Origin of the sequence: Ruminococcus albus 7 = DSM 20455 (assembly GCF_000179635.2) — a bacterium.
GTDB lineage: Bacteria > Bacillota > Clostridia > Oscillospirales > Ruminococcaceae > Hominimerdicola > Hominimerdicola alba.
In genome coordinates this window covers 374,318-389,304 of record NC_014833.1, presented here as the reverse complement: position 1 = coordinate 389,304, position 14,987 = coordinate 374,318, and the positions used below count along the sequence as shown (strand labels likewise).

General features: G+C 41.6%; 8 protein-coding genes. All 8 read right to left on the bottom strand.

What is annotated here, in order from left to right:
- Positions 1-20 precede the first annotated feature (20 nt).
- A complete protein-coding gene (locus RUMAL_RS01800; protein ID WP_013497106.1) occupies positions 21-938 on the bottom strand; it encodes an SNF2-related protein in 918 nt (305 codons plus the stop codon).
- Positions 939-1,358: 420 nt separating this feature from the next.
- On the bottom strand, positions 1,359-1,541 hold the full coding sequence (locus tag RUMAL_RS01795; protein ID WP_043550584.1) for a hypothetical protein: 183 nt from the start codon (positions 1,539-1,541) through the stop codon (positions 1,359-1,361).
- Between the two features lie 26 nt (positions 1,542-1,567).
- Positions 1,568-1,897 carry a hypothetical protein gene (locus RUMAL_RS01790; RefSeq protein ID WP_043550577.1) on the bottom strand — a complete coding sequence of 110 codons (330 nt, stop codon included), beginning with the start codon at positions 1,895-1,897 and terminating at the stop codon, positions 1,568-1,570.
- Positions 1,898-1,951: 54 nt separating this feature from the next.
- The gene (tnpC, locus tag RUMAL_RS01785; protein WP_013497105.1) at positions 1,952-3,397 is read right to left on the bottom strand and encodes an IS66 family transposase; all 1,446 of its coding nucleotides are present in this window, start codon (positions 3,395-3,397) and stop codon (positions 1,952-1,954) included.
- Between the two features lie 92 nt (positions 3,398-3,489).
- The gene (tnpB, locus tag RUMAL_RS22890) at positions 3,490-3,672 is read right to left on the bottom strand and encodes an IS66 family insertion sequence element accessory protein TnpB (RefSeq protein ID WP_080557306.1); all 183 of its coding nucleotides are present in this window, start codon (positions 3,670-3,672) and stop codon (positions 3,490-3,492) included.
- On the bottom strand, positions 3,585-3,848 hold the full coding sequence (gene tnpB / locus RUMAL_RS21620) for an IS66 family insertion sequence element accessory protein TnpB (RefSeq protein ID WP_157865468.1): 264 nt from the start codon (positions 3,846-3,848) through the stop codon (positions 3,585-3,587). Before tnpB (RUMAL_RS21620) ends, tnpB (RUMAL_RS22890) begins: the two co-directional genes overlap by 88 nt.
- Positions 3,842-4,189 (bottom strand): IS66 family insertion sequence element accessory protein TnpA, encoded by a 348-nt coding sequence (gene tnpA / locus RUMAL_RS01775; RefSeq protein ID WP_013497104.1) that lies wholly within the window; start codon positions 4,187-4,189, stop codon positions 3,842-3,844. The genes tnpB (RUMAL_RS21620) and tnpA overlap by 7 nt, the downstream gene beginning before the upstream one ends.
- A gap of 500 nt (positions 4,190-4,689) precedes the next feature.
- Positions 4,690-14,949, bottom strand: coding sequence for a hypothetical protein (locus RUMAL_RS01770; protein WP_013497103.1), 10,260 nt, complete (start codon positions 14,947-14,949; stop codon positions 4,690-4,692).
- Positions 14,950-14,987 lie beyond the last annotated feature (38 nt).

Here is a 14,987-nt window from a genome sequence, read left to right as displayed (position 1 = left end):
TCTCGTTTTTTGTTATCAGTTTATAACGGTTGGTTCCAGCCTTGCATTACAGCACCGTTAGCCATTTGAAGCAGTTTGTTGGAAAGCGATGCCGCATTCGCAGCATCAATGTCACCGTCATCAGTTGGAATTATGAGGTCACGCTTCATCTGATCATAAAGCCTTCGCTCCTGGTCATTCATCTCCACCTCATGATTTACATAGATACAATCTGGAAGCTGTAAGTAGTCAAGTGCCTTCATGGATATGGTAATATCAGAAATCCTGTCATATATCTGCTCTTCCGCTCCGGGGCGGGGAATGTATGAGAACAAAACACCTGTACTCGGATTCATGGAACCGGGCTTAAAATAACTTTCACGGAAACGTCCGATAAACCTGCCAAGTCTCTCGCCACCGTCAAGAATACCGATCTCCGCCCACAAGTCCATGAGGCCGTTGGAGGTAGGAGTTCCTGTGAGGCCTATCCACCTATGAACGAAAGGTCTGACCTTCCTCAGCCACTTGAAACGCTGCGACTGGTAGTTCTTGAATGAACTCAGTTCGTCGATAACAACACAGTCAAAATCCCATCTGAGTCCGTTTTTCTCGTAATATTCCACCAGCCATTTGATATTCTCCCGGTTGATGACATAAACCTGTGCCGAAGCACTTACTGCCGCCTTTCTTGTCCTTAAGTCGCCGACGATAACGGAAATATCCAGGTCTTTCAGATGATCCCACTTTTTCACCTCTGCAGGCCAGGTATCGCGGGATACCCGAAGCGGTGCAATGACCAGAACTTTGGAAACAAGAAGGTCATCGAATATAAGATCATTTAAAGCAGTCAGTGTGATCACAGTCTTTCCCAGGCCCATGTCCAGGAGAAGGGCTGCAACGGGATGTGTTTTGATATATTCAATACAGAACGATTGATAATCGTGTGGATTAAACCTCAATCGCCGACACCTCCTTTATCCAGATCAAAAAAGCCCGCCAAAACTGACGGGTCTTCGGGTTCATATGTATCTCCATAATCATCCATATTGTCCAGCTCGCCCTGATCACGGGGCAGAGCTGTGATATCCAGCTCCGGTATCTTCGCACCGATATTCTCAGAGAAGAGCGGAACTTCCTTTACAATCAGTCATCAGCTGTAAGGTAGACAAGAAGCCGAAGAAAAGGAGTCACTAATGAATAAGGTACTCTCTCCGTAATCCATGCAGAAAGGGCAAGTTCTATTATAAGGGCTGTGGCGTTCAGCAGTCAATGGGGGAATTTCAGAAATTCCTCCCCTTGTACTCCACCCATTTACGTAAGCGTATAACCCCCCGCATCATAAAAGCAAACAGCCGGGCAGATAACACCCGGCCGTAACATCATATTCTGGCTTTGATTTCTCCATTTCTCTTTGCGTCCATGTATATTTCTTTGAAATCAGCTTTGCTGTTCGGACCGAATATGATCGGCATAACAGATACCAGGCCATCGGAAATGATCGCATTTTTAAATGGCAGAAGCGCTGCATCAAGCAAAGTTGGCATCGGTGCATTTCTCAGCATTTCCTCCCAACTGCTGACAATGCCGTTTACAAGAAAACAGAATTGTCATCGATCGATATAAATACCGATCCCTTTTTCCAATGTCGCTCAATGATAAATCTGCCGGTGATGCACCCTTTCCAGCTTTTAAGTATCTCCATGTGTTCTTCGGGCAGATCCGATCGCTCAAGATAATCATCAATGATCCATGTCCGTTCCCATAAAAAGTGGGCAACCTCCGCAGCGTCCTGTGGGTCGATCATTCCTTGCCCGAAATAATCTTCCTCAGGAAGTATATGATATTCTCTGTTCACATAGTCAAGCAGTGGAAAAAACAGTTCATAAAACAGCTTTGCATCTTCATTACTAAGTTTCATTTTCTTCCCTCCATGGTAATAATATCGTCCCCGCAGGCTGTGAAAACAGCTCGGTCAGGTATTTCTCAGCATCAACACCGTTCGCCTGTGCAGTTGAAATGATCGAATACAGCGTTGCACTTGATCTGGCTCCGTTTGCTGTATTTGAAAACAGCCAATTTTTCGGCCTAACGCAAACGGTCTTATTGCGTTTTCGGCTCTGTTGTTGTCGATAGGCACGTCTCCGTTTTCAAGAAACGTGTAAAGATATTTCCGTTCATTCAACGCATATCTTACTGCATCTGTCAGCTTGCCCTTACCACTGACCTGAACATTTTCAAGCCACGCAAAAAACTCGTCAAGCAAAGGCTTTACCTTCACAAGGCGCTGTTTATATCTGTATTCTGTGGAGCTGTCGGCAAGCAGATTTTCTTCGTGATATATCTTGTTGAAATATTCTACTGCCTTTGCCGCAACAGAAGTGCTGTGCAGCTTTTGGTCGTTCGGAAGAGCCTGAATAAAACCACGCCTTGCATGAGTCATACAGCCGCATCGCTTAGCACCCTCGACTGCATTGTAGGCATCGTATCCGTCACAGATAAGATAGCCGATAAATCCTTTCAGGAAATTCGAGGCGTGCTCACCCTTTCGTGTCGGCTGATAATCGAAAATGATGATGCTCCTGTCATTCATTTTGCCGTTGCAGTAGACCCACATTCTTGATGTCGTGGTAGGCTTTCGGCCTTCCTCGTGAAGCACCTGAACGGTCGTTTCATCGGCATGGATCATCTGCCCTGCGATAAGCGTCTCATGCATTTTCTCCACAATCGGCAAACACCATTTTTCGGCAGCAGTGCCTACCCAATTAGACATAGTCGCTTTGAGCAGAGGTATGTTTTTGGAATTAAAGTCCTTTTCCTGACGGTGCAGAGGTACTGACTTTGCATATTTTTCGTAGATGATATGAGCCAGAAGTTCGGGAGAGCAATAGCTTCCCGGGATCATAGCGTGAGGATATGGCGCACGGATGATATGACAAGGTTCGTCCCTTTCTTCGGGCTTTTCTCCGCACTCGGGACACTTGTACTTATGTACTATATGCCTGCGGATATGATATTTTGGCGGCGTAAATATAAGTTCATCGTAAGCCTTTTCGGGAGTCAGTTCTTCCATTTCGGCGCCGCATATTTCGCATACCGGGTTGTCAATTTTGTGATGTTCTTCTTTTACAGGCAGATTGTTCATCCATTCATCGTGAGTGCGTTTTTTCTTGCGCTTGTGTTCGGGAACAGTAATTGTTTCGGCAGATTTAGCTGCGGATTTTTCTTCATTGTTTCCGAACATGGAAAGCTGAACACCGAACTCCTTTTCCATAACAACAGATGTCTGCTCTGTTTTTCTTCCGAATATCTGCTTTCTGAACCACGCTAACTGCTGATTGGCAAGTGCTAGTTCTTCCTTGAGAACAGCGTTTTCATTACGGAGCGATACAATTTCCGATGTCATATTTGGTTCGGACATAAAGCACCCCTCCGTTCGTTATGATACTTTAATGATACCACGAAAAGAGGGGCTTTTCAAGCACATATTCTGAATATTCGGTAAGTATTGCCTTAATACAGCGCCCCCGGCTTTCCCTCACGGATAGCCTTCGGCTGCTCTATTTTCAAGCCTTCCAGAAGCCAGCGAATTTGCTGAGATGTGAGCATTACTGCTTCGGTCTCACTGCGCGGCCACTGGAATCTTCCGTTGTCAAGGCGCTTGTACGAACAGGCAGAAAACCATCGCCCTCCCACAGCAGACCTTTGATGCGGTCACAACGTCTGCCGCAGAACAAAAACAATGCTTTCGAGAACGGGTCAAGTCGAAGCTGAGCCTGAACGATAGTCGCAAGTCCGTCTATCCCGCGTCGAAGGTCGGTGTATCCCGTAACAAGATAGACCTGTGCGTCCGCTGCCAGATCATTCAGCATAGCTCATGCACCAAAGCGGTCAGAGTGTCCGCAGATATATCTGCCGGAAGAGATATTTGAAGTCCGTTTTTCTCAATGCGGATATTTTCGTTTGAGCAAGGAACTGATACAGGAACGATGGTCGGAGAATTTTCGATATACTTTTCACGAACTTTTCTTAGGCGGTTGTAATACGTGTTTGGCTTGATCCCATTTTCTTTGCACCATTCCCGGATCGTCAGACCGCTTGCCTGCTGTGCTTTGATCTGCGCAGACCATTCCTGAAGCTGCATTTCTTTTTGATTGTTGTGATGGATGTTGTTTTGTCCATACCTGTTACCTCCTTGTCTAATCGTCTCCAATGAACTCCATGGATCAATTTGGATTATTCAATTTACTTCATGGTGTTCCTTGGAGTTTATTATACTTTATTAGACTTCGGTGGGGTAGGTGCTGGGGGTTATACGCTTACCCATTTACACTACTAAAGTGCCCTACTATATAAAATAACACCCCGGTGGGTAAAGTAGAAAAGTATTACTCTTCTCTTCCCCTGGGGTGTTATTAGGAAATATTAATTTGTTTTAATACTCGGTGATATTCATTACTTGTTTTCTACCACTTTACCTTTACCTTTTTCTACATAAACCTGCGGCTTCTTTCTTAATACTCTCCACTTCATTGGATTTGCCGGGTTAAGGCCAGGGGAAAATTTAAGGGATTGGGGGAAAGGCGGGTCATCCTTTGACAAAGCTTTGAGTTTTTGACAGGAGTTTTACCTATCTCGCCACACACCCTATATCCCCTGTATGCCCTGTGAGGATGGATTGGGTTTTAGGGGACAATGGTGTGTAGGTTACTCCTATTTGTTTGGATTCACCTTTTCAAGGTATATCCTAGCATTTGTATACTTAACAAAATTGTTGTTATTATACTCCGGTTCTGTTCCACTTACCGCTGATTCGGAATCCGCCGCTTGAAGCATTGACACCTTTATGAATATACCATAATTAGAATACTGCTTATTTACCGATTCAAAATTATTACTTGCTCCGCTTCCAGAGTAAACATTGAAATCAATTGGAATACGATATACCTTATCATTATAAAACTGTTCCAAATCAGTCTTGTCAATAATATAAATCAATTTGTTCGCAGTAGTCCCAGTTGTTATTATATCATCGGAATCAATCTCACCATCAAATATTGTAAACGTGCTTTCTTGGATGTAATCAAAAATACCTAAAGGTGCAGTATATCCATCATTTTTTGATTTCAATTCAATTTCAATTTTGACGAAATTGGCCACTTGCCATGCTGACTGACAATTTTCAACATTATATGATGCTACCGTTTTTATAGGTGCAGGTAGCTTCTTAATGTCATTTGGATCATTGGCATTAATTCCAAGCTGCGGCAAATTGCTTCCGTCTGCCGGAACATCAAGCGCATCATAATTCAGTATTGCCTTTTCTTCAATCTTTGTATAATATTGAGGTTTGGTTCCTCCGACCGTGGTATCAGCATACGCTGAAACATTACTCGAAGCCGTATTCTCGCTACTTGATGCAATATTTGAATAAGCAATGAGCGTTGTGTATTTTTCAGCCGTTTGCGGGAAGAACTGAGCAGTGATATCACCATTGTCATTATCAAAGGTAATGGTCGCTTTCGCTGAAACGTTAAGCGTTCCATTAGCAGGAATCTCAGAAAGAGATCGTGCAAGAGGGACACCATTTCTCATTTCAATGTAATTAGGTATGCGCATATCCGTGTATTCAGCACTAGTCCACGACGGGTTCATGGTAGAGTCAGTCACAAGCTTATTACCAATTCTATAATTCTCTACTGTAACCGAACTTGCCGCAGCAAGTCCAACATTTCCATCCTTGTTGAGTTTTATCAGAAAACTCTGGAAAATGTCAGGCGGCGTGGTAGCCGATAAGGTAGATCTGATGTTCTCTTCACCAGAAGAAGTAAGTCCTATAGTTGCATGAATACTCGCTTCGATGGAGTTGTTCTCTGCTGTTATTTCCTCATAGTTTTCTACTCCACCAACCTTGAGACTATCGATATACACATGGTTGTTATAAATATAGCCTGTATACAAATGAACAACGTTGCTTTCTGATTCTGACGTAATTCTTGAAGGATATGGATCGGTTCCGAGATCTTTATTTGCCTGAACAACATAATGGTAAACAACATCAGCAGTTGAATACGGAGTATATATTGTCAGGAAATAATGTTCGGAAAGAGCTGTATCTCCTTCGTTTTTGAATGTGACAGTTGCAGTGTATTTTGTAAGAGCGGTATCTGCATCAGTCGCCAGTCTATATTTTGTTCCCGTTGTAGTGTCCTTAACAATAGCATTGTTATTATCCTGCACAAGCGTTCCGGATGAATTTGGCGTTACAGAAACATTTAACATATCATTGAAACTTACAGGCGTAAATCCAGTACTATTAAGATCAGCAAAACTACTGAAGTTCAATGTTCTGTAATCCCCTGATGGAGTGAACGAAGTATTATTGAGTCCATCAAGATAATATGCCTTTGAAGAATTCTGCGTATCAATAAGAACCATTTTGGTTGTGGACGAGAATTGAGGCTTTGATCCAGATGTTACAGTAGTTGAGTTGTCAAATAGTAAACTCTTAGGATAATTAGAGAGAAGTGAGTCTCCGCCGTTGACCGCTTCCGTCCATTCCTGAGCATTACGCTGGTAGGTAAATGCAAATTCAAGAGTTATAGGTGTTCCGATATTCTCAACAAGACTATTTTCAGTGAGCTGAGTATATTTGTTTATGTCATAGGTCGTTCCTGAATCTATATGGATATCAAAATCGTATTCAAGAAGCTTTCTGACATAACAGGGAATATATAGATGATATGCAACCGTTCCCGTAGCCGAAGGATTCATAAACTTAACATCCATCAGAGTAAACTGTGCTGTCGAGGCAGCTGTATCCGTATCATCGGATTCAATATAGAACTGGGCAGTTGCATTTGTTCCAGCATTAACTTTAAGACAGGTGTCTACATCTGTAATAGTGCTTATCTCATCACCGGCAGCATTAAATATAACCTTGTAAATATCAACATCGTATATTGTACTATTAGCACTTGTTGCAAAATTATATGTGCTTGACGTATTTGTAAGTAGATTTATATAGTGATTTATAAAATCAGTCATCTCACCTTTGTTAATTTTATCAAGCACAAGCACAGGAAAATCTATTCCATTCGCAAGCTTGTCGCCCATTTCAGTTTTAAATGATGAGATTTTTGTAGTATACGACTTATACTCATCCTCCGTATCAAGATATGCTTTTGGTATCTCATAGTAGCCATTATTGTTATTGGCAATATCATCATAAATCTTGGCAAAAGCTTGTGTAGAACGACCGAATGTTGCACTCGTCAGCGGGCTTGCGCCATCACTTAGCAGATACTGCATGACAGAGTTATAATTTGCAATATTTGCAAACGGGCTCGTCGATACATAAGGAGCATAAGGCGTTACATTTGTACTGCTTGTCATGCCTGAAAAAGCATTCTTCGAGTTTTCCCCCGGAGTAAAGGTGCTGTTGTTATACGATGCCGTACCCATATAATCAGCAAAGATAACATATCCGCCATTGCCATAATTTGTAGCGTTGCTTCCGCCGGTCATAGCCTGAACCATCGTTGATGAAGAATCAGCCTGACGAGAAAAACCTACCAATTTGATTACACTATCATTTTTCGCTACTAAATAACCAAGATTGGCAATAGTGCCGCCTTCAGTATGAGGTTCAAAAGTTAAATCCTTTGCCAAAATGTTATAGCCGCTCAACGGATGATGTAAATAGCCAACCAAACCACCGGCATATGTATCACCTTTGATAGTACATTTTTCAATTGAAAAATTGTTAACGGTAAGATAATAGGTAGCGTTAATAGCAGCTCTATCACCTACAATACCGCCGGAAATATTTCCGGATATCGTATACCCTTTGATCCTACTGTTTTCCACGATAAATGTTCGAGCCTGATCACCGGTTATCGGAGAGTTGCCCAAGAAGCCGCCAACATAACCATTACCTGTTATACTTGCTTTTGCGGTGTCATTTGATTCTATTGAGGAATCTATTACAGTAACGTTACATTGTGTACGCATATGGCCAAAAGCGCCGCCAACATGAGTTGAAGACCCATTGGAAGATACAGAAACATTGAACACATGACAATTGTCCATTGTCGCCGAAGCTCTGTTAAGTGAGCCGATCAATCCACCGGCATTTATGCCGCATCCGCTCTCTGAACATTTAACCTCAATAGCTTTTGTAGCATTTTTATCACCCAACGTAACATTTTTTATTGTAACAGGGCTTGCTGGGGTATTTCTATCAGCTCTAAGTGTTCCTATAATACCCCCGACACCATAATAATAGTTATCTGTATTTGACTTTGTGTCGCTCACAATTTCGTTTATATCGAATCTGTTCCCATGGAAATCAATATTACAGATACCTTGCTGATATCTTGCGATTAAACCGGCTGAACTTAGTCCTCCATGAACCTTTATGCCATATGAATTATAAGTGCTGGAATTAACCTCTATCTCCATATTTGTAAAACCGTCTGTATTAGCAGCACCAATAGGTACAATACCAATCATTCCACCTGCCATTTTGGCCGCGCTAACATCAATATCTACCAGTGCAACATTAGTTATATAGGTTGGTGCAGAATTACTAACCCCTTTAGCTCCTGCTCCTGAAAAATTACCAAATAACATTCCTGCTGACAATACTTGTTTTAGATCAGAATTACCAGCATCAACTATAGAGCCAGCAGTTTTAGTATTTCCTGTATATTCAACGTGTACACCAGTTTTATGATTTATAACGTCGCTTTTAAGTGTTCCGGACAGTTTAAAATCATAATAATTTGCTCCGTTTTGGACCTGCCTGGTAAATAAGCCTATTCCAGCGTCTGTTGTACTACTATATGACGCTGCCCCCTCAATACCTGTGTTAGGATAATATACTGTATCAAACTTACCACTACCGTCGTCATATGTATAGAAATAGGTATTCTGAGTTATAGTTTCTCCATTACCGTTAAAATCGCTGACATTCAGAAGATACTTCGTATCATTCTGATAAAAGTTTCCAATACCTCTGAAGCCATCAGGAAGAACAAACGATCCATTCGATGTTAGCGTAATATTCCATGGTCCTCCACTTCCGAGCGTACTGCCATCGGTTGCAAAATTATCAATAATATACGCAGTACCAGTTGTTGTATCATTCTTTGCATAGGTATTGAAATCCGAACATAAAGTATATGCCACAGCATTAGATCCCACATTGTTATAATCAGCAGTACGTTTAGTATATGTATCTGCATAGCCAAGCGTATTATTTGCGCCCATGCCGCTGTTTACGATCACGGAAGTCAAGAACAGCGCCTGACCATTTGGAACAGTCAGATTTGATCCGGAAATTGTTAACGAACCACCTGACAAAGAAATATCCGTTATCGAATAACTCTTATTACCGTTATTCATAATGCAGTCTGAATAAGCAGGATGATAAGCGGAGGCAATGTTCACGGCATAACCGTTAATAACCCTGCCGATAATAGGATTAACATAGAGCCAAAGCAAATTATTTGGCTGAGTCATATTAACGGTATATTCAGACAGCTTGGCTGTGGTATCTATAGCTTTCCCGTCAGAATAATTAATCTGAGGCCAGTTGCCTCCTTGTACTGCTGATACATTTGAACTGGAAATACCGCTAATGTTGCCTGATGTCATATTTCTGAATATAACACCGCCATTAACAACAACACCAACATAACCACCGATCGGCTGGAACTGTGCTTTCTTACCCTTTGCATTTATAACAGATGTGCCAAATGTAACCTGTGTATTATCGATTATATTATCGCCGCCTTCAACGACAGCAATTATGGCACCATAAGCGCCGTGTGATTTTCCTCCCGTAATATAATCATATGAATCTGTCGCGTCGTCAAGGGTAACTGTTTCATTAACTGTTACGATTAGATTTCTTACAACACAACCGCCGCTGTAGTTAATCAGCGGGTACTGGGTTTCATTTACGATTGTAGTTGTTGAATTCTGTCCGCCGTCAATAACACCGGAAAAGGGAATATCCGATGTGCCAAGGCCAACGAAACCTGACGAAGAAGTAAGTACAAGCTGATTAGCTCCTGACAGACGAATCTGATAATATGCGCTTGCAAGATACTTTCTCATATCATCAGCTGTAACATTAGACTGTCCTGAGCAGGTAGCAGCTGAAGTTCCATTGAGAGTGTATTCAAAATGCTCTGTATAAAGAGTCGTTGTCTCACCTACCGTTGTAGAATCGCACCATCCGTCTTTATCAACATCATAGTTTATCGTACCATTAAGGTTGGAACTACTGTTTATAAACTTTGAAATGGTAACTAGATCTGATGCGCTTGTAATAATATACGGATCGTTATAAGTACCGCACCCGGCTATCTTGTCCGAAGGCTGATGGTTGACCATAAGCTGGTACTTAAACCCTGTCTTATCATCTATATCAGCTTTTGTGCTTACACTTGCTACATAAGGACGGAATGAGTCAAAACCTGTATACCGTGTGGAACCTGAATCGAGCGGCGCAGCGTCAGGATGAGTATATCTCGATTTGCCTCCGGTTGCTTTTTCGTCTTTATACCACAATTCCTGATTAGGATACTGTTCCTGTGTTGTATAACCTACTTCTTTACCATAAGTAACTTTATGAGGAGTTCCCGTACCCCAGTCCTCATCAAATGTATAGTTATATATGCCGTTTGAACCAATTAACTGTTCAAGCAGCGTTGCCCTTGTAAATATTGATTTTGTAGTATTATAACGATCAGGTGTAGTACCATAGGCAGAAACTTCTTCAGCATTTCTACCGTCAAGCTTAATTGCAGAGAAACTGACGGTAATTCCCTGACTTATCGGTATTTGGTTACCGCTGCTGTCTGTGGTGACTGTATCACGTGTTCCGGCTTTACCAATAAGACTTGTTGCGGCATCTATCGTCGTTGTAACAGGGGATTCACCTGTCGTTGTTCTCTTATATGCATCCGTTGTTGATACATTTTTAATATCAAATGTAACATAATCGCTTGCTTTATTGATAAGTAGCGGCGCATAGTCCGGATAAGTACTCAAATTCCATACTCTGATGCCTGCTAAAGAAATCGTTCCGGAATTGCTTATAGTTGTAACGGCTGTTGAAGTTCCTTTTACATTTCCGTAAACAAGCGCACCGGTACCGGAGGTACTGTCAACTGCACCGATAGTACCCGCAAGTGTGATTGCATCAATTGTTATATTTTTATTTACATCATAAAACAAGCCGTTCTGCATCATGTAATGCTGATCAGCCTCAAGCGGTGACCAGATGTTTTTATTGCTAGCATCTGAAATATTTGCGTGCTTTCCCTTGACTTTTTCGCAATCGTCAAATTCCTTATTATAGAAAGTAAACGTGCCGTTTACCGTCATTGCGTTAAGAGGTGTAACTGGATACCAGCTATAACCCTGCATATTGTATGTTCCTGAAGGAATAGTATTATTGCTGAAAGGATCGGGGAAATGCTTTTGGATATTTCCACAGGCATACTGACGTACACCCCATCTCATTAGTTTCTTAGCATAAGCAGTTGAAGATAGAGTGTTATCTTTATCAATAGTATCCAAATTGTAATAATACCTTGTATTTCCGTTTTTATATTTACCCTGAACAGTCTGATTCTTATAACTCAAGCTGTCGGACGCTGTTGTTGACATTGTCAGACCGGTCGTGCTAATAGAAACAATACCCTGACCGTTGTTCATTATAGCATCTTTAGATGAAGCACTGTATGCGCAGATCTCATCAAACACACCACCAGATTTGAAAGCAGAGCCTTCTGTTTCAGCAGTATAATATGCAAGTTTATAATCGTATCCCGAAGGCAGTTCGAGATAAATACCGTCACTGCTTATTTTACCTTTGTTAACGATCATGCCCACAGAACCAGCCGTACCGGTAAGCATTTTGATCGCATGAGAGTTTTCTTCTGCGTCAGTATAGCCGAGGTACAGCTTTGTAATAGTCCAATGACCTGTAGCGCTATAAACTAAGCCAGCAGCTCCACCACTGCTTTTTTGTTCTACTGTAGGATGACCGGAAGCTACAACATCTGTGACTTCCACATCTGCTTTTGACCAGCTATAACCGAGCAGGCCTCCCATTGAGTCACTGCTGTTTCCTTCAATATGAAGATTATTATCAGCAACTACACTTGAAGAATTGCCAAGTTTTATCGTAGCATTACCGCTACCTTCAACATCAGAAATAAGGCCTCCGACATGTTGTATTCCTTTTACGTTGCCTCTTAGAGTGATACCATTAAATGACCAAACAGCTCCGCTTGCAGCACCGGCAATTTTGCCGATAGTACCACCTACAGTCGTTTTGTTATTTCCGGTAATATTTCCATCATATGTGCTACCAGAAATTGTTATTGTACCAATAGCACTCTCAGCTTCACCTATCAGCCTGCCAGAAATAACATCTTTTGAACCAGTCATAGTTATACTAAGTCCACTTGCTGTATTGCAATTTGATGCGATAAAGCTTGTTTTAATCTGTGCGGCAGCTGACCCCAAATAACATATGGTGTCTTTATCAGTGGTTCTTTCATTTTTGCTTAGAATAGTACCACTAAAGGTGGTGTTATTGATCGTTACGGTATCTGCTATTCCAAGCATTCCGATGTATTTCTTTCTATAGACAGGTCTGTCGCTTCCGCCAACATTCTTTATATCCAGAGTAATCGTATGTCCGCCGGAGATCGTACCTGAATATGAAACCCTGTCGGTTCCATTGTCTCTGGTTATTCCGCGAAGACCAGTTCCAGTCAGATTGATATCTGCTCCAAATGTAAGGTTTAATGGTGCAGAAGTACTCGATGTTAAACTCGAAGCATTGGCAATAAAATCATTCTTTGTAACTTCAATTTGGTAGAGAAGTGATGCCTTTGCATAATCCGCCGCATTTGCGATCGCTGTAGGAGTTACACTATCAATCGTAATTATATGATTGGATTCACTGAACACATTAAGATTATCTAACGTTGCATTCTTTTTCAGTTTAGTACCGTCAATAACAACAATATCGCCCCAAGAGCCAACATTATCGACTTCTATGTTACTCATGGTGTAGCTTGGAGTTCCATCAGCATAGATAAGAGCGTTGTCACGTGTTCCGACAAGATGACCGTTAGTATCGTCAGCAGTAGGTTTTGCATTTGAAACATTAATCATGCCCTTTATTCCAAGAACTCCGTCACCAAGGTTTCCTACAAGACCGCCACCTGTAAATCCGTCAATCACTGAACTGCCAATTACAATACCTGTACAATTTGAATTTGTTGTTGAACCATCTGCATAAATATATCCATTTGGACTGTCTGCCGCTAACCCGCCAAATGTTCCTGAACGATCACCTGCTGCACTATTGAGCTTAAAGGTTTCAAACTTTACATACGATGCATCGATGATTTTACCGATACCTCCGCCATAAACAGAAGCAGCAAGAGTATTTGTAGGTGTAGTAGATACATCCTTAATGTTCAAAGAGTAACTGGTATCACTTGCTTTATAAGAACCGATAAGCCCACCATATGCTTCAGCCTTATAACCGGTATCTTTACCTGTTACGGTATCTATTTGCGAAACATGAGTGGAGGTTACAACAGTAGTACCATCAGACTTACCTATAATTGTTAAACTGCCCCCTACTCTTCCTGTGGGGTCTGCGGGAACGTTTTCAATAACACCTATTATTCCGCCTGCAACGCCGATGCCGGTTTCCGAGACTGCCTGCTCAAGTTTGCAATTTACTGAATAATTGCTAATATCAAGTTCTGCCGTAGCTAATGATGGTGGTGCATAGTACCCAAATAATCCGCCTGTGCCATCTTTTCCATGTATTATCTGACTAACAGTATAGGTTGTTCCGGATGATGGGGTGATGGTCACCGTACCGCCGTCATTTTTTCCGACTATACCACCTGCATAACCATTTGATGCAGATACCCAAGCAGAAGCTCCCTGAAGATTAGAAGTTGTCACTGTCAGAGAAGATCCAACCTCCATTGAACCAACAAGGCCTCCTGCGTTTCCATTAGCTGATGTAATGTTATAATCTGTATTTGTGCCGGAATAAGTCGCAGTCAGGGATGCCCCTGCACCCATTTTTCCACAAATGGCACCGGCATCTACCGGCTTACCATCTGTATCGGAAGATGTTGCATTTGCTTCAAGATTTGATTTTGTCAAAATGGAATTGTTCTCATAAGTAATCTGAACATTTGCACCAGCCTCAATCTCACCTATCAATCCGGCATATGAAATAGCTGAAGAATTATCGAACTTGTCAAATATTATGTCCCACTCCGCACAAGTGGTGCTATCATCATCAGATTTTACCTTTCTTGCAAATAATACGTCACCGCTTCCTGTGCCAGTGCGTGTAAGCTTTATTTGCTTTACGGCGGTTTCAGCCTGATTTTTTATAGAAACCGTTTCAGAAATGGTACCAAAAAGCGCTTCAGGAACATTAAATGTATCAGCAGCAGAAGAGTTGGAAAACACTACTCTTCCTTCAAATGGCTTTAAATCATTACCGATAGGCACATAGCCCTTTCCGTTAAGGTTGTAGTTATTTCCCTGACTCGCACCAAAATTAATAAACAGAACATCTTTTTCGTGTTCTACAGATGTAGTATATACGGTTCCAAGAGAATAATTGTGATACGACTGAGAATACCAAACAAGATCATCCCATGACTCGATGAGTATGTAACCGGTATCAACCCCTTCATTTATGTAATGCTTGGTGTATTCGCTCCTATCGTATGTTACAGCAGCAGAAGCCTCAAGAGAAAACGGCGAGGACACTTTTTTTCCAATAATTCTGGAAAGTTCTGACATAGGACAGTCACTCACAAGCATTGCAACTACTATCACTGAGCTTATGATACGTTTTCTTATATTATTAATTTTGTTTTTTCTAAAACGTTTTTTCATTTATATCACTCCATTTTACCAACAAAGCAATCCGAAAA

Coding starts and splice junctions, on each gene's coding strand:
- RUMAL_RS01795 (WP_043550584.1), bottom strand. CDS start 1,541: ATGCTGAGAAATGCACCGATGCCAACTTTGCTTGATGCAGCGCTTCTG.
- tnpC (WP_013497105.1), bottom strand. CDS start 3,397: ATGTCCGAACCAAATATGACATCGGAAATTGTATCGCTCCGTAATGAA.
- RUMAL_RS01790 (WP_043550577.1), bottom strand. CDS start 1,897: ATGAAACTTAGTAATGAAGATGCAAAGCTGTTTTATGAACTGTTTTTT.
- tnpB (WP_157865468.1), bottom strand. CDS start 3,848: ATGCTGAATGATCTGGCAGCGGACGCACAGGTCTATCTTGTTACGGGA.
- RUMAL_RS01770 (WP_013497103.1), bottom strand. CDS start 14,949: ATGAAAAAACGTTTTAGAAAAAACAAAATTAATAATATAAGAAAACGT.